The organism is Candidatus Thermoplasmatota archaeon, from assembly GCA_035541015.1.
In the GTDB taxonomy this organism is placed as follows: Archaea; Thermoplasmatota; SW-10-69-26; order JACQPN01; family JAIVGT01; genus DATLFM01.
In genome coordinates, this window is sequence record DATLFM010000055.1 from 14,518 (window position 1) to 32,151 (window position 17,634).

The window sequence follows — 17,634 nt, forward strand, 5'->3', positions numbered from 1 at the left end:
CGCCATGCGGGCGTCCCCCGTGACGGCGTGCGCGGTCCTGGCGTTGAGCACGGGGGCGGTCGCGTGGCTTCTCCAACGCCCGGGCGATGTCCCTGGGCCTCTTCCTGCGCTCCTGGCCGTCGCGGGCTCCGTCGCCGGCGCGGCAGCGCTTCTCTCGACCCGTCGCCACGCGGGCACGATGCTGCTTCTGGCCTCGGCCGCCCTTGCGCTTGGAACGGCCTCCACCGACGCGCTCTGGCCCGACGCGCTGCCGCTTGCCGCGGGCGCCGCCGCATGGCTTGCGGCCGCTCCCCTTGCCCTTGGCGCGGCGGCCGCCGCGCATGCGATCGACGCCAACGCTCGGCGGGGGGCGCCCGACGCGCCGGCGCTCGCCCGATTGGCTCCGGAGGCGGTGCGCGTGCTGCGGGACGGGACCGAGCGATTCGTTTCCGCCGCCGAGCTTGCAGTCGACGATCGGATGATCGTGGCGGAAGGCGAGCGTCTGGCGGCCGACGGCGTGGTCGCGCGGGGAACCGGCAGCGTCGAGACTGCGCACCTCACGGGCGAGCCCTTGCCCGCCGACGTCGGGGAAGGAGACGCCGTGCCCGCCGGCGGTCTTGTGGTCCAGGGCCGTCTCGTGGTGCGCGCGACGCGGACGGGCGCCGAAACGTCGCTGGGTCGGATCCTCGCCTCGCTCGAAGAATCCGCCGCGCCCCCGTTTGCCGGAAGCGGCGAGGCGACGGCCGCGCGCATGGTCCCCCTCGTGCTGGCGGCCGCAGCCGGCGCGGCGGTCGTGTCGCATCTCACGCTTGCTCCGCTTGCCGCGCCGCTTCCGCTGCTCCTTGCCGTGCTCTTGGCCGGCGCGCCCGCTTCGCTGCCGCTGGCCGTCCGGCCGGCCCTTCACGGCGCGCGGCTTGCGGCCCGCGTCCGCGGGGCGCTCGTGAAGGACGCCCAAGCCCTCGAACGCCTCGCGCGCGTCCAAACGATCGTCTTCGACAAGACCGGGACGCTCACGCAAGGCCGGCTGGCGCTGGCGCACGTGGAAGGCCTTGCCAAAAACCAGGAGGAGATCCTCGCGCTTGCCGCCGCCGCGGAGGCACACAATGGGCATCTGCTCGCGCGAGCCGTCGTCGCGGCCGCCGCGGACCGCCGCATCGAACCGGCGCGCGTGACCGACGCGAGAACGCTTGCGAGCGTGGGCGTCGAGGCGACCTTCGAAGGCCGGGAGCTTCTCGTGGGAAGCGCAAAGCTGCTTCGATCCCGCCGCGTGGACATCGAGCGGGCTCTTGCCCGCTGGGACGAGCTTCAATCCAAGGGATTCACGACCGTAGGGGTAAGCGTGGGAGGAACGCTTGTCGGCCTTCTCGCCTTCTCGGATCCCCTGCGCCCGGAAAGCGGGGAAGCCGCGGCGCGCCTGCGCGAGCTTGGCGTCGAGTGCGCGATCGTGACCGGCGACCACGTTCGGACGGCCGAGGCGGCCGCGCGCGAGCTCGGGCTTCGCCGCGTGTTCGCCGAGATCACGCCCCAGGGAAAGGCGGGCGCCGTGCGCGGCTTGCAGGAAGGAGGCCGCGTGGTGGCCGTCGTTGGCGACGGCGTCAACGACGCTCCCGCGCTTGCCGCCGCCGACGTCGGGATCGCCATGGGCTCGGGCGCGCAGGTGGCCGTCGAGGAGGCCGGCGTGGTCCTGCTGCGGCCAGACGTGCGCCTCGTCCCCGAGCTTGTGTCCTTGGCGCGTTTGCGGATGGAGCGCGCTCGGTCCAGCCTGCGCCTGGCGATCGCCTTCTTGGCCGTCGCCATGGCGCTTGCGGCCGCCGGCCTCCTGCCGCTTGTGCTCGCCGGACCGGTGGCCGCGCTCGCCGCCGCGCCGGCGCTTCTTTTCTCCCGAACCGGCTAGCGCGCCGGCGGCGCGACAGCCGACGCGGCTTGAAACGATCCGGCCGCCGCCTCGCCGGGCTTTGCAAAATGCGCGGGATACCAGTGCTCGAACAGAAGGCAAAGCAGGCCGTTGTCCGTCGCGTTCACGCCCGTGCGGAACTGGTCCGAGAGCCCGAAGGCGTAGGCGACGAAGATCGCAAAGAACGCTGCGTGGAGGGCCACCGGGATGGGCAGGATGGCAAGCACGATGCCCGGCGCGATGAGCGCCATGCCGCCGGGAATCCCCGGCGCGCCGATGCTCACGATCGCAAGCGGAAGGATGAGCACGAGGATGTCAAGCGCCGTCGGCGTGTAGCCGACAAGCAGGCTCGTGGTGACCGTGAGCACGAAGGCGCCGATCATCGTTCCGTCCAGGTTCACCGTCGCCCCGAGCACCACGATGAACTCGCGGATCTCCTGGCGCACCCCGAGCGCTTTCGTGCGGTCGAGGTTGATGGGCACGGTCGCGTAGCTCGAAGCGGTCGCCCAGGCGAACGGATAGACGTACACGAGGTACTCGCGCACGAACGCCCGGACGGAGAATCCCGTGATCCTGCACACGGCAAGGACGCCCATGGCAAGGAAGATCGCAAGCGCCACGGCGAGGACGCCAACGGAGAGGAAGTACCACAGCACGGGATCGCGTCCCGCAAGGCTTCCCACCTCGCCCACCCGCGAGAGCGCATCGGCAAGCTTCGTGGGAATGTAGATGCCGACGAGGAACAGAAGTCCAGGCAGCACCGCGCGGACGCCGTGGCCGATCCGCTCGATGCCCCCGATGCCGATGCGGTGCAGCGTGCCGGCCGTGGGACGGCAGAACCAGGCAAGACGCGGGCTGCGGCCCCCGTAGTGCAGGAAGAGGGCCACGAGCGCGCCGTACCAGATCGCGATGAAGGCGGGCGCGCCCGTGGCGGCCGCAAGCGTCTGCTGCCCCACGTGCGCGAGCACGGCTCCCAGATCGCCCGAGGACGGCGTGAGCGGCAGCCCGAAGACGAGCACGAGGAAGATCGCGGCAAAGACGCCGGCCAGAAACGTCGTCAGCACGAAGGCCACGGAGACCCAGAACGCGAACTTCCCCGCGCTGCCCGTGGACAGCAAGCCCACGATGGCCGGCGTGAGCACGAGGAAGATGATGAACGGAACCGCGCGGCCCAGAAGCCAGAACGCGCCGTCGACCCCCGCCCCCACCCAAGCCAAGTACGAGGGGAACGCCGAACCAAGCGCGATGCCCGCAAGAAGGGCGAAGAGGCCCACAAGCGGCCCCAGCTTGCGGACCGTCGCCAAGAGCATGCAGGCGCGCAGGCGGCTCCCGGTCTAAAGACGTGACGGTGGACGCCCCGTTCTTGCCAGGCGGACGGCCCGAGCCCCACCAGTTTCGGGCACCCCCGCCCGCCGCTTATGGCCGGCGCAATCGTCTGCCAGGCCGTGAAACCCGTCTGGATCAACGACAAGCTGCACTCCCAGCTTGGACGCAGCACGCGGCCCGCCCAGCGCCGGATCGACGCGACGGACGAGGAACCGGCGCGCGAGGCCTACGGCCAGTGCCGCGTCCTGGAGGTGGACGCCAAAAGCGCGCTCACGGATTTCACCATGGGCGGCCACGCCACCGGAATCGCGTGGTCGCTCAATCCCTACGTCGGCTGCATGCACCGATGCGCGTATTGCTACGTCCCCGACACGATGAAGGTGGATCGACGCCGGTGGGGGAACTACGTCGTCGCCAAGCAAAACCTGCCGCGCCTGGTCGAACGCGAGATGCGAACGCGCAAGCCGTTGACCGTGTACATCTCCACCGCGACCGACCCGTACCAGGCCGCCGAGCGCGACCTCGAGATCGTTCGACGTTGCCTGGAGATCATTCTCCGGAAGGACTGGCCCGTCGAGATCCTCACGCGAAGCCCGCTCGTGCTGCGCGACCTGGACTTCCTCCGCCGCTTCTCGCAGCTTCGCGTGGGCTTGAGCGTTCCCACGCTCGACGACGAGGCGCGCAAGATCGTCGAACCGGCCGCGCCGCCCATCTCGGCGCGCCTGCACACCCTTCGCCAGCTGGCCGACGAGGGCCTCACGGTCTTTGCCAACTACTCGCCGGCCTACCCGACGACAAGCGGCACGACCATGCGGGACGTTGCGCGCGCCTTTCGCGACGCGGGCGTGAGCTGGGTCAACACCTCCTACTGGCGCCGCCAGCCGAGCTTCCTTCCCGCGCTGTGGGAACGGCTGCAAGGCACGCAATGGGAAGACCTCGCGCGCTTCATCGCAAGCGAGGAGCGCCAGCGCGCAGCCCGCGCCGAGCTTGCCGCCGCGCTTGCCGAGGAAAACGTTCCGCTTCGCACGGGCTTCTTCAATCCACCCTTCGACCCGGCGCCCGCGCGCACGCGCGACACGAGCCTCGACAGCGTGGACAGCACGGCGCCTCGGGCGCGGCACGGGCTCCTCGAGCCCGCATGGATGTCGCCGACCGCGGAGGCGGCGTACCCGGAGTACGAGGGCGCCTGACCTGCAACTCGTCGCCACCCCGGACCGCTGGCGGCCACTTCATATGTGCGATCGTCCAGACCCCCCCGGTAAAGACGAACGCCAAAATCTTCTTCCGGCTCCCGGGTCCTTTTGGAGCGGCGAGGCGCATGAGGGTTCGTGGAGCGGTTCCGGCGATGGTTCTGACGATTGCCCTTCTGGCAGGCTGCATGGGGACGCCCGAGACTCCGGTGTCCTCGACCATGTCCGACGGCATGCCGAAGGCCGCGCGGCCCGCGTTCGAGCAGGCGCGGGACGTGCTTCTGGAAGGGACCTTCGTCCTAAGCCCCGCTGGCGATCGGACGCCCACGTCGACGGCAAGCTTCCGCGTCGAGAAAGAGTACAAGATGCTGCAAGTGGAGCTTGGCGGCGCCGTCGCCGGCGGCTTTGCCGCCGCCTCCCCGTCGATCAAGGTGCTCGATCCGCAAGGCGACGTCGTGGCCGAATGGAGCGCGGGAACGAAACTCGTGCCGCCTTCGACGGCGCCGAACAAGCCGCTCCGCATCGCGTCCATCTACGGCGTGGTGCCAGGCGAGTACCGCATCGTCATGACGGGCGCCTCGACACCGTTTGCCCTGAGCGTCCTTGGCCTAAGCGGCGGAGCGCCCGACTTTGGCCTCACCGACCTTCTGGGCAAGGGCGACGTGCGCCTGAGCGAGTTCCTTGGAAGAGTCGTCCTCGTCGACCTCTTCATGGCCAACTGCGCGCCGTGCAAGCATGCGATGGAGGAGTTCGCGCCGGTCTACGACGAGTATCCGCGCGAGGTGTTCGAAATCCTGAGCGTCGAGGTCACGGGCGCCTCCGAGGACAACGCGCGCGCGTTCTTCGAACGGAACGGGTGGACGTGGTACGCGGGCCTGGACGACGGCACGGTCGGCCGCAACTACGGCACCGGCATCATGCCGCCCGAAGTCACCGTGGTGGATGCCAACGGCGCCATCATCTTCCAGCGAAGCGGCGGCATCGGGGCCGACGAGCTTCGGCGCCTCATCGAACACGCTTTGCGCGATGGCTGATCAAGTAGCGGGGAATGGATTTGAACCATTGGTCTACGGGTTATGAGCCCGTCGGGATATCCTGGCTACCCCACCCCGCTAGAAGGAGTGGCTCGTAACGAGCACCTCCCCAATTCGCGACTTCGCTTTAAACGTTCCGGTCGACCGCAAGCGTCTTCCGCCGCGCGCACGGTTGCCGCGCGTGAGCGCTCCATCCATGCTTCGCCGACGCGGCGAGAAGCCCACCGCGCGCCTCCTCTCGCGCGCGCTCTCGCAAGCCGACGCCGGCGCGCTCGCGAGGCTGCGCGCGGGGTTGCGCGCGCTGGGGCTTCGCGAAGCGTGGAGCTTCGCCGGGCCCGCGGTGGGGTGGCAGCTTGCGTTCCTGCGGCGCGACGGCGACGTCGCGTGCCGGCTGCTGCCCGCGCGGTCGCCGGCCGCGGGCGTCGCGCGCGTGCCCGCCGAGGCCGTGGCGCGCTTGCCGCCGGCGCTTGCCGAGCGCGTGCGCGCGTTTCCTGCGCGCGCCGGAACGCATCGCGTCGAGCTTGCGATGCGCACGCGACGGGACGAGGCGCACTTCCTCGCGATCGCGCGCGAGCTGCGGTGACGTTTACTGCGCAGTTGCGCAGTAAAAATCCGGGGTGTCTGCGGGCGCGGAGTCGCTCGTCCTCTTGCCGCATTCGGCGCGCTGCTCGCGTTGGCGCCCGGCGCGCGGCCCAAGGCCGCGCGCCTACCAACGCTCGGGCTTCGAGGACTTCGCTCTCCGCGCCTTCGGCGCGGAGTCGCTCGTCCTCTTGCCGCATTCGGCGCGCTATGCGCGCCGAATGCGGCCGGAAGGATTCGAACCTTCGAAGGACTAACCACAGGATCCTAAGTCCTGCCCCTTAGACCAAGCTCGGGTACGGCCGCCGAAGTTACGCCGCCTTGACCTGCCGGACCTCCGATCCGCACACGTCGCATTCGGGCGCGGCGGTCTCGTACTGCTTGCCGCACCCGCGGCAGCGGTACGCCCATCGGAGGACCTCCTTGATGCCTTCCTGGAGGAGCGGCTGGAAGGGGATCTTGATCGAGGCGGCGACGTTCTGCATGCGATAGTCGTCCGTGAGCACGCACGCGGATAGCTCCTTGGCAAGCGCGAGGACCGCCACGTCGGCGGTGGAGAGCTTGGAGCCGTCGCCGGTTTGCGAGGCGGCCTCCTCGATCTCGACGACGGAGGCGGGCTTGGGATCGATCACGCGCAGGCCGGCCTCGAGCAGGTACTCGAGGTGGCGGCGGGAGCGTCCCCCCGGCTGGAACTCGTCGACGACGGAGGTGGGGGCGTAGAGGATCTCGTTTGCGGGAGGCGTTTTGCCCGAGAGAATGGCGGACGTGTCGAGGACCAGAGGCGGCCTCCGTGCCTTGGCTTTCCCGATGCCGTTTGTCGCTGCCACGGAGAGTCCCTGGCTGGGTACAAGTATTCCTCTGTGAGTATTTAAGCAATGGGCTCGTCGCCTCGCCAAAATACTTATAAACGAAATGCCTTTCTTTGTTTATAAGGACAATCGCCCGCTCAGAGAGCGATAGGCGAGGGTCGGAACGGCGTTTTCGATGGCCGAAAAACAGGGAACCCAGAGTGCACAGAAGGCCGACGCAAGGACCTACGGCGTGGCCGAGATCCAGGTTCTCGAGGGCCTTGCCGCCGTGCGCAAGCGGCCCGCCATGTACATCGGCGGGACGGACGCGCGGGGCCTCCACCACTGCGTCTACGAGGTCGTCGACAACTCGATCGACGAGGCCCTCGGGGGCTTCTGCGACCGCATCGACGTTCGCCTGCACGCCGACGGCTCCCTGAGCGTGGAGGACAACGGCCGCGGCATCCCGACCGAGATCCACCCCAAGCACGGAAAGCCCGGTCTTGAGATCGTCATGACGATCCTCCACGCCGGCGGCAAGTTCGACCACAAGGCGTACAAGGTCTCCGGAGGCCTGCATGGCGTCGGCGTGTCGGTCGTAAACGCCCTCTCGGAGTGGCTTGACGTGAGCGTTCGACGGGGCGGCAAGCTGTGGCATCAGCGCTACGAGCGCGGAGCGCCAGTCACGCCCGTCGAGGTGGTGAAGCAGGACATCGAGGGAACGGGCACGCTCGTGCGTTTCAAGCCCGACCCGGAGATCTTCTCGGACACCACGTTCAACTACACGACCCTCGCGACGCGCTTACGGGAGCTCGCCTTCCTCAACAAAGGCGTCCGCATCGCGATCGCCGACGAGCGCGACGGCAAGTCGGACGACTTCAAGTACGACGGCGGCATCGTCGAGTTCGTCGGCTGGCTCAACGCGGGCAAGACGGCGCTCCATCCGCCCGTTTATTTCGATGCGGGCAAGGACGGCACCGAGGCGCAGGTGGCGCTCCAGTACACCGACGCCTACACGGAGACGCTCCACAGCTTCGTCAACAGCATCAACACGATCGAGGGCGGCTCGCACCTCGCCGGCTTCCGCGCGGCGCTCACGCGCACGCTGAACGACTACGCGCGCAAGAACAACGTCCTCAAGGCCGACGACGAGCCGCTCTCGGGCGAGGACGTGCGCGAGGGCCTGACGGCCATCATCAGCGTGAAGGTCGAGAACCCGCAGTTCGAGGGACAGACGAAGACGAAGCTTGGCAACTCCGACGTGAAGGGCATCGTCGAGTCGATCGTGAACGAGAAGCTCGCGGCGTACCTCGAGGAGAACCCGCGGCACGCCACGCTCATCGTGCAGAAGGCCGTGCAGGCGGCGCAGGCGCGCGAGGCCGCTCGCAAGGCGCGTGAGCTTGCCCGCCGCAAGGGCCTCTTCGACACGGCAAGCCTGCCGGGCAAGCTCGCCGACTGCGCCGCGCGAGACCCGGCGGTCTCGGAGATCTTCCTCGTCGAGGGCGACAGCGCCGGCGGAAGCGCCAAGCAGGGGCGCAATCGAGAATTCCAGGCGATCCTCCCCCTGCGCGGGAAGATCCTCAACGTCGAGAAGAGCCGGCTCGACAAGATCCTCAAGAACGCCGAGATCCAGACGCTTGTCACGGCCATCGGGACGGGCATCTCGACGCCCATGGAGCTGGCCGAGGGCGAGAACGGAGCTGCAGCGGACGGGGGCGGGACCGTCGCCGTGGCGACGAAAACCAAGGACGCCTCCGGCTTCGACCTGTCGAAGATCCGCTACCACAAGATCATCATCATGACCGACGCGGACGTGGACGGCGCGCACATCCGCACGCTCCTGCTCACGCTCTTCTACCGGTACATGCGCCCCCTCGTCGACGCCGGGCACGTGTTCATCGCGCAGCCGCCCCTCTACCGCGTGAAAAAGGGGAAGCAGGAGCGCTACGCGTACTCGGACGCCGAAAAGGACCGCCTCCTGCGGGAATGGGGCGAGGGCTACGACGTGCAGCGCTACAAGGGCCTGGGCGAGATGAACCCGACCCAGCTGTGGGAGACGACGATGGACCCCGCCACGCGCTCGCTTGCGCAGGTCACGATCGAGGACGCGGCCGCCGCCGATCGCCTGTTCACGGTGCTCATGGGCGACGCGGTCGAGCCGCGAAGGGAGTTCATCATGAAGCACGCGCGGGACGTCACCGTGCTGGACGTGTGAGACCATGGCCGAGGAAGGCAACGCGGGCGTCACGCAGGTCGTCGTGCCCAAGCCCATCGAGCACGAGATGCGCAGCTCCTACATCGATTACGCCATGTCCGTCATCGTCGGGCGCGCGCTGCCCGACGCGCGCGACGGGCTCAAGCCCGTGCACCGGCGCATCCTCTACGCCATGTCCGAGCTGGGCCTGGCAAGCAACAAGGCCACGAAGAAGAGCGCCCGCGTGGTGGGCGAGGTCCTGGGCAAGTACCATCCGCACGGCGACCTTGCCGTCTACGACGCGCTCGTTCGCATGGCGCAAACCTTCTCGCTGCGGTACCCCCTGATCGAGGGCCAGGGCAACTTTGGCTCCGTCGACGGCGACTCGGCCGCCGCCATGCGCTACACGGAGTGCCGCCTCACGCGGGTGGCCGAGGAGCTCCTCGAGGATCTCGACAAGGACACGGTCGACTTCGGCGACAACTTCGACGCGACCCTCAAGGAGCCGCTCGTGCTCCCGGGCAAGTTCCCGAACCTTCTTTGCAACGGGTCCTCCGGCATCGCCGTGGGCATGGCCACGAACGTCCCGCCACACAACCTGCGCGAGGTTTGCGACGGCCTCGTGGCGCTCATCGACAATCCGCAGATCACGATCCAGGACCTCGCCGGCATCGTCCGCGGACCGGACTTCCCCACAGGCGGCATTCTCCAAGGCCGCCAGGGCGTCCTGGAGGCCTACGCGACGGGCCGGGGCATCGTCCGCGTGCGCGCCAAGACCCATCTCGAGGACATCGACAAGAAGGGCGGCAAGCAGCGCATCATCGTCGACGAGCTTCCCTACCAGGTCAACAAGGCAAACCTCCTCAAGGACATCGCGGAGCTTGTCAAGGAGAAGAAGATCGACGACATCGCCGACCTTCGGGACGAGAGCGACCGCGAAGGCATGCGGGTCGTCGTGGAGCTCAAGAAGGGCGCGAACCCCGACATCGTGCTCAACCAGCTGTTCGCGCAGACCCAGCTTGAGTCGAGCTTTGGCATCCTCAACCTCGCGCTCGTGGACAACCAGCCGCGCGAGCTCAACCTCAAGCAGCTGCTCGAGATCTACGTTTCCCACCGGGAGATCGTCGTCGTCCGGCGCACGAAGTTCCTGCTCGCCAAGGCCACCGCTCGCGCGCACGTCCTCGAGGGCCTCGTGATCGCCCTCTCGAACATCGACGCCGTGATCGCGACGATCCGGGCCGCGCGCGACCCGGAGGCCGCCCGTGAGGCCCTCATGGCGCAGTTCTCGCTCTCCGCGGAGCAGGCGAAGGCCATCCTCGAGATGCGCCTGTCGAAGCTCACCTCGCTCGAGATCCAAGGCGTGAAGGACGAGCTTTCCCAAGTCCGCCGCGACATCGCCCGCTACGAGCAGATCCTGGGGAGCCGGGCGGAGGTCCTCGCGATCATCAAGCAGGAGCTCGGGGAGCTTCGCGAGAAGTACGGCGACGACCGGCGGACGGCCATCGCCGAGTCGGGCCAGGAGATCTTCGTCGAGGACCTCATCCCCGACGAGACGGTCGTCGTCATGACGACCAACCGCGGCTACATCAAGCGCATCGCCCCGGAGGAATACCGCCTGCAGAACCGCGGCGGCAAGGGCCTCATCGGCATGGAGACGGGCGAGGAGGACTTCGTCGTGGACGTCTTCCTCGCGACGAACCACCAGTACATCCTGTTCTTCACGAACAAGGGGAAGCTCTATTGGCTCAAGGCCTACAAGGTTCCCGAAGGCAGCCGCTACAGCAAGGGGAAGGCGATCCCGAACCTGCTCGAGGGCCTCGAAGAAGGCGAAGAGGTCCAGACCGCGATCCCGGTGCGCGCGTTCTCGCCCGACCAATACGTGTTCTTCGCGACGCGCAAGGGCGTCGTCAAGAAGACGGGTCTCGACCAGTTCGCCAACGTGCGCGTGACCGGCATCCGCGCGCTCAACCTGGAGGAGGACGACGCCATCGTCGGCGTCGGAATCACGGACGGGCGCACCGACGTGGTCCTTGCCAAGGATTCGGGCCTCTCGGTCCGGTTCTCCGAGGCGGACGTCCGGCCCATGGGCCGCGCCGCCTACGGCGTCAAGGGCACGACGTTTGAGCCGGGGGAGAACGTCGTGGCCATGGCCCTCATCCGCGACCGGGAGAAGGGCCGCCTGCTCACGATCACGGAGAACGGATACGGCAAGCGCACGCCCGTGCCGGAGTACTCGGTCCACCACCGCGGCGGCAAGGGCATCATCACCATCCAGACGACCGAGCGCAACGGAAAGGTCGTCTCCGTGCTCGAAGTGGCCGACGGAGACGAGGTGATCGTCACGTCAAAGAGCGGGATGGTGATCCGCGTGCCCGTCGAGACGATCAGCGAGCAGGGTCGCAACACGCAGGGCGTGCGGATCATGCAGCTGGAGGAGAGCGACCGCATCATTGCCGTCGCGCGCCTGGCCCCCGCGGACCTTCCGGCCCTGCCACCGCAGGCACCCCATGCGGGCGGCGACGGCAAGCCGCCGGTGTTTCCCCGCGAAGACGCCGAGCCGGCTCCACCCGACGACGAAACGTGAGACGCGCGCGAGCGTCAGGGATCGCGGATCTCGCGGTACTGCCACAGGTTGTGGATGCCGGCGCCAAAGGGCATGGGAAGGTAATCGCGCTCAAGCATGCGCCCGTCGCGCAGGCGCAGCCGCTCGCCACGCACGATCTGCTTGGCCTCAAGGGCCCGCTCGATGCCCCGCAGGAAGCCCGCCGGGTCCTCGAAGAGGTCCTTGGCCTCCTCCGCCGCGCGGCGGCAATCGTAGCCGTAGAGGCGGTCCGGATGCACGGGAATCCCAAACAGGCGGCAGAACTCGTCGTTCACGACGAGGATGCGCCGGTTCGCGTCCTCCGCCAAGATTCCGACCTTCGTCGGGACGGGGGCGGGCGTTGGTTCGGCGGGTGTCCGGGCAAGCGACGGCTGGGCCAACGGAATCGACCGACGGCGCATGGGCGCCGAGGTATGAATTCCTACCGGTGGGCGAAGTAGGCCTCGAGTTGCTTGCCGTCGCTGCGCCGGATGCGGGCAAAGCCCATGCGCTCGAACTGCACGACCTTGCCGGCCTCGGTGGCGGCCAAGCGCTCCACCATGCCCTCGGCGCGAGCGCCGTCGGGATAGACGACCACGCCGGGAATCGCGTACGGGGGGCACCAGTGGACGATGCGGACCCCTTCCTTGAGCACCGAAAGGTCGTTCCCGACGTATTGGTAGCCGGTCTTCGTGCACTCGACGTTCCCCAGATCCTTGAGGCGCACCCTGTCGCCCGGCCGCAACGCCAGGAAGTCGGCCCGCGGCACGTACACCTTCACGGGCGCCGGGAGGATGTGATGCCGCACGCCCCGCTCCGGATGGTCCGGGTGCAGGGGTGCGCTTGCCTGAAGGCCCGACGACGGCGTTCCGTCGATGGCGATCGACATGGGATCGGCCACGAAGAAGTAGCGATTGGCGCGCGCCTCGAGAAGCCGGCGGTTCTCCGCGTAGAGGTTTTCGGCCGGGACCTCGATGTCCTGCATCGAGAGCCCAAACGAGAGCACGAAGCGACGCACGGCCTCCGGCTCGATCCCGCGGGAGGACAGCGACTGGAGGCTCCAGGTGCGCGGATCGTCCCAGCCCGTGTACTGGCCGCTTCGGACCTCGGCCATGCTCTTGCTCTTGCTGATCTTCGCGTCGGCAACGCGGAGCATCCCGAAGTGGCCAAACGCCGGGCCGGAGACGCCAAGCTTCTGCCAAATGGCCGCCTCCATGCGATCCTCGATCACGAGGTCCTTGCCCCGCAGCACGTGGGTGATCCCGAGAAGGTGATCGTCCACGGCCCACGAGAACTCCAGCATGGGCCACACGCGGTAGCGCGTGCCCGCGCGCGGATGCGGCCGCTCGCTGATGCGAAGGAGCACGCGGTCGCGAAACGCGGGATCGGGCGCCCGCATGTCGGTCCGCAGGCGAACGATCGCCTCGCCCTCGCGGAAACCGCCCGCGAGCATCTTCGCGAAGAGGTCGAGGTTCTCCTCGACGGTGCGGCCGCGGTGCGCGCATTCGAGTCCGCGCTCGCGGTTCTCGCGAAGCTCGGCCGCGCCGCACTCGCACACGTACGCCCCATGCGTCTTGAGCAGGCGCACGGCCCACGTGTAGAAGATCTCCATGCGCTCGCTCTTGTAGGCCACGCCGTCGATGCGGACGCCCAGCCATTCGAGCCCCTGCCGGATGAGGTCGTAGGCTTCGAGCACGGGTAGCTTCTCCTCGCTTCCGATCGTGTCGTCGTAGACGAGGAGCAGACGGCCCTTGTACCGCTTCACGTACTCGTCGTTCAGCACGGCCATGCGTGCGTTGCCCACGTGGAGCGGCCCCGAGGGATAGGGAGCCAGGCGCATGACCACCTTGCCCTCCTGTGCGCCGAGCAGATCGGGCAGCGAGAGGTCGCGCTCCTTGCGCTCCCGGACAAGAAGCTCGGGAGCCTCCTTCTCAAGCGTCGCCCGCGCGTCGGCCTGCGAGAGCGGCGCAAGCCCGGCGACGACCTCGCGCACGAGGGCGGAAACCTCCTTTGCGCGGGGCCGAAGCTCGGGAAACTCGGCCATGATCTTGCCCATGACGGCACCCGGGTCGGGCTGGCCGTGGGCCGCCGCGTTCTGCAATGCAAAACGCCGCGCGGCCTCCCGGACGACCGGCGGGAACGAAGAGGCGGGCTCGGCCATGTCCCTACGCCTCGCGGCGCCCCGCGTGCTCGGCGAGCCGGACGAGGAACTCGCGCGCGGGGTTGGCGGGCAGAGGTTCCAGGGCCTCCACGGCCTCTTGGTGATAGCGCTCGGTGAGCTTGACCGCGTCGTCGACGGCTCCCGTCTCGAGGAAGATCTCGTGCACGCGCGCGACGCGGGCAGGCGTCGCGTTGGCGTTGCCGACGGTGGACTCCAGGAGGGCGCGCTGCTCGTCGTCGGCGTTCTGGAGTGCCGTGAGCAGGATGAGCGTGCGTTTGCCGTTGCGGATGTCCGATTCCTTGGGCTTGCCCGTCTTCTTCTCGGTCGAAACCACGCCCAAGAGGTCGTCGCGCACCTGGAAGGCCATGCCAAAGGCGCGCCCGTACGCGGAGAGGGCCTCCACGGCGGCGTGGGATCCGCCCCCGCACAGGGCACCGTTGCGCGCGGCCGTCTCGTACAGCGCGGCCGTCTTGCGGTAGATCATCTCGAGGTACTCCTCGCGGCCCACCTCCCGCCCGGCGAACTCCATGTCCATCTGCTGGCCCTCGCAGAGCACGCGCGTGGCGCGGGCGAAGTCGGCGAGGATGTCCACGCGGACGGCCGGCGGGCACCGCAGCCGCGCGATCTCCTCGAAGGCGACCGCAAAGAGAGTGTCGCCTGCCAGAATGGCCGCCGGCTCGCCGAACTTGACGTGCACGGCCGGAAGCCCCCGGCGGACCGGGTCCCGGTCCATGATGTCGTCGTGGACGAGGCTGAAGTTGTGGACCATCTCGACCGCGCAGGCCAGAGGAAGCGCGGCGTCGGCGGTCCCGCCGACGGCCTCGCAGGCGGCCATCGCAAGCGCGGGCCGAAACCGCTTGCCGCCGGCCAGGGGGTAGTGCCGCACCGCCTCGCCAAGCGAGGCCGGCTCGACGTCCGAAAGGACCTTGCCCAGGCGTTCCTCGACGAGCTTTGCGTACTGCGCAGAGCGGGCCAACGGATCCATGGTCACACCTTGAGCACGCGCGAGGCGCCGTTGCGGGAGAGGAAGACGCTGTCGTTGAGCTTCCAGCCGTGGTTCTCGGCGAGCTCGGCGAAGTTCGATTGCATGTCGAGGTTGCCGTGGGCGGGGAAGATGTTCTCGGGCTCAAGCATGGCCAGAAGCTCGCGGTGGTCCTCGCGCGAGGCGTGGCCGGACACGTGCGCGCCCTTGATGAGGCGCGCGCCTTGGCCCTTGAGCTTGGTCTCGAGCACGTAACGGTTGGCGCGATTGGTCGGATTGGGGATGACGTCCGCGCTGAAGATGACGTGGTCGTTCTTCTCGACGCGGTAGGCCGTCTTGCCATCGGCGATCTTGGACAGTAGCGAGCCGGGCTCGCCCTGGTGGCCGGTCGCCACGACGAGGAACTCCTCCTTGCCCTCCTTGGTCACGTGCTTCATGGCGTTTTCGGCCTCGCGCCCGCCCCCCACGAGCTCCACGCCCTTGGGCAGCTTGAGCAGACCGTGCTCCTGGGCGATCGCCGTGTACTTCTCCACGCTGCGCCCCACGAGCATGACGCGCCGGCCCATCTGCTGGCCGAACTCGACGATGCTCTTGATGCGCGCGGTGTGGCTCGAGAACGTGCTGACGATCAGGCCGTGCCGGTCGTTGCCAAGGCCAAAGAGGTAGTCCTTGAGCATGTCGCGCGCGATGGCCTCGCTGGGGGTCTTCGTCTCCTCGTCGGCCCGGATGCTCTCGACGATGAGCGCCTTCACGCCCTCGTCGCCCAGCGACCGGATGCGGTCGTAGTCTGGCTTGTTGCCGATGACCGGCGTGTTGTCGAACTTGTAATCGAGCGCGTAGACGACTGCGCCCTTGGGGGTGTGAAGCACGCCAAGGCACGCCTGCGCGATCGAGTGCGTCACGTGCACAAGCTCGATCGTGAGATCCTTCGAGAGGTTCCGCTCCTGGCCCGGCCGAAGCGGGATCACCTTGTTGGGGATGCGGGCTCCGTGGCGCTTGTCCTCGAGGCCCTGCTCGAGGATGGCGCAGGTGTAGGGCGAGCCGAAGATGGGCGCCTTGTACTTGCTCGCGAGCTTCACGACGGCCCCGATGTGGTCGAGGTGGCCGTGCCCGAGGACGATGGCCTTCACCTGAAGGCCCTTGTGCTTGAGCACGTCGTCGTCGGGGATCGCGTGCATCTTGATGAGGTCGTCGGGCGAGAGCTCTTCGAACACCGCGTCCTCGTGGATCTGCAGGCGGTCGAGGTGGATGCCCATGTCGAAAATGACGGCCTCGCGGCCGTAGCGTACGCACGTCATGTTGCGGCCGACCTCGTTGTAGCCGCCAACGGCGAAGATCTCCAATTCCATGAAACGAAAAACTCCTACGGGTTCGCGGGGCAAGAAGGAGGCGGATATAAAAAGGTTGGCTCGCTCGGCCCGACGTCGCGCGGGGTTTGCGGCTCCGCTGCGTCACGTCCGCGCGAAGGCGCCGCGGTAGCCCCAAATGTCCAGATCGTTCGACGAATCCCCGCTGCTGCGACCTTCCTGGTTGGGCTTCGTGAGCATCCAGAAGAACGCGTCGCCGTGCACGGAAGACCCTTCGTAGTCTCCGTGCTCCAGCCAGCCGTCGTCGTCCGTGTCCGCGTCGTACGCCGGCCCCAACGCGCGTTCGGCACGCACCGAAAGCGCGGCGGGTTCCAGCCACACGAGCGTGGGTGTCGCCACGTCGCCCGAAAGCGCGAGGTGGAAGACGGCCACGCCCCCGTCCGGCGCGGCAGACAGGCTCGGCTGCGCCGCGGAGGCAAGATACGTCGCGCGCGGCCACGTTGCACCGCCGTCGTCGCTTGCCGCCACGCACACGCCGACGGGCCGGCCTCGGTCGTGGACGGCCGCGCCCACGTATCGCGTCGAGCTCGCCGCGGCTCCGTTTGCATAGCCGAATCCCCCGCCCGCCGGCGCACCTGGGCAATCTTCGTAGCGGAACTCCGACCGTCGCCAGGGTCCGCCAGGCTGTCCGGAGAACTGCCAAAGGCAGCGGCCCGACACGAACGGTCGCGCGCCAGGCGGGGTAGCGTCGCAGCCGTACGCCGACACCACGAAGTCCCCGGACGAGTCCCACATCGCGTGAACGAGGTAGTTGGCCGCACCGGCGGCCAGCAGGCCTGCGTCGAGATCCTCCGGCAACGTCCACGTGCGGCCGCCGTCCTCGGAGAACACGGCGACGAGCGAGAGGCGCTGCGCGGCGCCCGTGTAGGCGGTCCAAGCGGCGCCCAGCCGGTGGTTTTGCGGATCGTAGGCCGTCCATTGGCGATCGTGGAACGTTCCCGCGATCCCGCCGGCGCCCAGCGCCATGACGTTTGGCTCGCCGGGGCCCCGCTCGTCCACGATCGCATGGAGAAGGCCGTTTGTCGTCCCGTACCCCGGGCCTCCGCAACCGATGAACATCGAGGTGGCGTGCACCCGCCCGTCCCGGTCGATCACGGCCGTGGGATCGAAGGTCCAGCACGCCATGGCCCACCTCGAGCCCGGCGGTGCGTTGTCGGCCGTGGGAAGGACGATCCGCGTCCAGGTCTCGCCGCCGTCCCGCGAGAGGGCGACCACGTTTCGCAGAAGCCCCGGAAGGATCGGTTCGGTGGCCGTGCCCGTTTGCGTCACGGGCATGCGCGTCCGCTCGTTGAAGGCGACGGCGATGACGTTGGGATCCTTCGGGGAAATCGCCGAAGCGCCCTCGCGCTCACGCAAGTCTCCTGCCGACACGGGGCGGGGCGCGAGAACCGAGAGAAGCTCGGGCGGTTCGTGAGAAGTCGAATCGTCGCCCGCCGGATGTTCGATCGGCCCCACGCATCCGGCCAAGAGAACAAGAACGATCCCCGCGGTTGCGCGCATGCCGGCCGAACGAGACGCGCCTGCCTTAACCGTTCGCGTCGTGTTCTTCGATTCCACGA

13 protein-coding genes and 2 tRNA genes are annotated in these 17,634 nt (G+C 68.4%); 6 read left to right on the top strand and 9 right to left on the bottom strand.

Annotated features, from left to right (window positions below; all coding sequences use genetic code 11):
- Positions 1-4 precede the first annotated feature (4 nt).
- Positions 5-1,873 carry a heavy metal translocating P-type ATPase gene (locus VM681_05105; GenBank protein ID HVL87373.1) on the top strand — a complete coding sequence of 623 codons (1,869 nt, stop codon included), beginning with the start codon at positions 5-7 and terminating at the stop codon, positions 1,871-1,873.
- Here VM681_05105 and VM681_05110 read toward each other — a convergent pair.
- Positions 1,870-3,183, bottom strand: coding sequence for a cation:dicarboxylase symporter family transporter (locus VM681_05110; GenBank protein HVL87374.1), 1,314 nt, complete (start codon positions 3,181-3,183; stop codon positions 1,870-1,872). The genes VM681_05105 and VM681_05110 overlap by 4 nt on opposite strands.
- Before the next feature lie 108 nt (positions 3,184-3,291).
- On the opposite strand from VM681_05110, the gene VM681_05115 reads away from it, so the two are divergent.
- Positions 3,292-4,389 (top strand): radical SAM protein, encoded by a 1,098-nt coding sequence (locus VM681_05115; protein ID HVL87375.1) that lies wholly within the window; start codon positions 3,292-3,294, stop codon positions 4,387-4,389.
- 155 nt (positions 4,390-4,544) lie between these two features.
- Complete coding sequence (locus VM681_05120) at positions 4,545-5,423, top strand: TlpA disulfide reductase family protein (GenBank protein ID HVL87376.1); 879 nt, start codon at positions 4,545-4,547, stop codon at positions 5,421-5,423.
- A gap of 5 nt (positions 5,424-5,428) precedes the next feature.
- Here the strand turns inward: VM681_05120 and VM681_05125 are convergent.
- Positions 5,429-5,503 (bottom strand) — tRNA-Met (locus VM681_05125).
- A 101-nt stretch (positions 5,504-5,604) separates the two neighbouring features.
- Between VM681_05125 and VM681_05130 the strand changes: the two genes are divergently transcribed.
- Positions 5,605-6,006, top strand: coding sequence for a hypothetical protein (locus VM681_05130; protein HVL87377.1), 402 nt, complete (start codon positions 5,605-5,607; stop codon positions 6,004-6,006).
- 218 nt (positions 6,007-6,224) lie between these two features.
- On the opposite strand, the gene VM681_05135 is transcribed toward VM681_05130, so the two are convergent.
- Positions 6,225-6,308 (bottom strand) — tRNA-Leu (locus VM681_05135).
- A gap of 5 nt (positions 6,309-6,313) precedes the next feature.
- Positions 6,314-6,829 (bottom strand): PIN domain-containing protein, encoded by a 516-nt coding sequence (locus VM681_05140; GenBank protein ID HVL87378.1) that lies wholly within the window; start codon positions 6,827-6,829, stop codon positions 6,314-6,316.
- Between the two features lie 157 nt (positions 6,830-6,986).
- Between VM681_05140 and VM681_05145 the strand changes: the two genes are divergently transcribed.
- Positions 6,987-9,005, top strand: coding sequence for a DNA topoisomerase subunit B (locus tag VM681_05145; protein ID HVL87379.1), 2,019 nt, complete (start codon positions 6,987-6,989; stop codon positions 9,003-9,005).
- Between the two features lie 4 nt (positions 9,006-9,009).
- Complete coding sequence (gene gyrA / locus VM681_05150; protein HVL87380.1) at positions 9,010-11,568, top strand: DNA gyrase subunit A; 2,559 nt, start codon at positions 9,010-9,012, stop codon at positions 11,566-11,568.
- 14 nt (positions 11,569-11,582) lie between these two features.
- Here the strand turns inward: gyrA and VM681_05155 are convergent, their stop codons facing one another.
- The 5 genes from VM681_05155 to VM681_05175 form a co-directional block, all read right to left on the bottom strand.
- Positions 11,583-11,894 carry a hypothetical protein gene (locus VM681_05155; protein ID HVL87381.1) on the bottom strand — a complete coding sequence of 104 codons (312 nt, stop codon included), beginning with the start codon at positions 11,892-11,894 and terminating at the stop codon, positions 11,583-11,585.
- 113 nt (positions 11,895-12,007) lie between these two features.
- Positions 12,008-13,726 carry a glutamate--tRNA ligase gene (locus VM681_05160; GenBank protein HVL87382.1) on the bottom strand — a complete coding sequence of 573 codons (1,719 nt, stop codon included), beginning with the start codon at positions 13,724-13,726 and terminating at the stop codon, positions 12,008-12,010.
- A 4-nt stretch (positions 13,727-13,730) separates the two neighbouring features.
- Positions 13,731-14,711 carry a polyprenyl synthetase family protein gene (locus VM681_05165; protein ID HVL87383.1) on the bottom strand — a complete coding sequence of 327 codons (981 nt, stop codon included), beginning with the start codon at positions 14,709-14,711 and terminating at the stop codon, positions 13,731-13,733.
- A gap of 2 nt (positions 14,712-14,713) precedes the next feature.
- The gene (locus VM681_05170; protein ID HVL87384.1) at positions 14,714-16,057 is read right to left on the bottom strand and encodes an RNase J family beta-CASP ribonuclease; all 1,344 of its coding nucleotides are present in this window, start codon (positions 16,055-16,057) and stop codon (positions 14,714-14,716) included.
- Between the two features lie 102 nt (positions 16,058-16,159).
- Positions 16,160-17,575: a sialidase family protein gene (locus tag VM681_05175; GenBank protein ID HVL87385.1), complete on the bottom strand. Its 1,416-nt coding sequence runs from the start codon at positions 17,573-17,575 to the stop codon at positions 16,160-16,162.
- Between the last annotated feature and the right edge of the window lie 59 nt (positions 17,576-17,634).

What these genes read in the sequence shown, in the direction of transcription:
- VM681_05105 (HVL87373.1), top strand. Translation starts at nt 5, where the DNA reads ATGCGGGCGTCCCCCGTGACGGCGTGCGCGGTCCTGGCGTTGAGCACG.
- VM681_05110 (HVL87374.1), bottom strand. Translation starts at nt 3,183, where the DNA reads ATGCTCTTGGCGACGGTCCGCAAGCTGGGGCCGCTTGTGGGCCTCTTC.
- VM681_05115 (HVL87375.1), top strand. Translation starts at nt 3,292, where the DNA reads ATGGCCGGCGCAATCGTCTGCCAGGCCGTGAAACCCGTCTGGATCAAC.
- VM681_05120 (HVL87376.1), top strand. Translation starts at nt 4,545, where the DNA reads ATGGTTCTGACGATTGCCCTTCTGGCAGGCTGCATGGGGACGCCCGAG.
- VM681_05145 (HVL87379.1), top strand. Translation starts at nt 6,987, where the DNA reads ATGGCCGAAAAACAGGGAACCCAGAGTGCACAGAAGGCCGACGCAAGG.
- gyrA (HVL87380.1), top strand. Translation starts at nt 9,010, where the DNA reads ATGGCCGAGGAAGGCAACGCGGGCGTCACGCAGGTCGTCGTGCCCAAG.
- VM681_05160 (HVL87382.1), bottom strand. Translation starts at nt 13,726, where the DNA reads ATGGCCGAGCCCGCCTCTTCGTTCCCGCCGGTCGTCCGGGAGGCCGCG.
- VM681_05165 (HVL87383.1), bottom strand. Translation starts at nt 14,711, where the DNA reads ATGGATCCGTTGGCCCGCTCTGCGCAGTACGCAAAGCTCGTCGAGGAA.
- VM681_05170 (HVL87384.1), bottom strand. Translation starts at nt 16,057, where the DNA reads ATGGAATTGGAGATCTTCGCCGTTGGCGGCTACAACGAGGTCGGCCGC.
- VM681_05175 (HVL87385.1), bottom strand. Translation starts at nt 17,575, where the DNA reads ATGCGCGCAACCGCGGGGATCGTTCTTGTTCTCTTGGCCGGATGCGTG.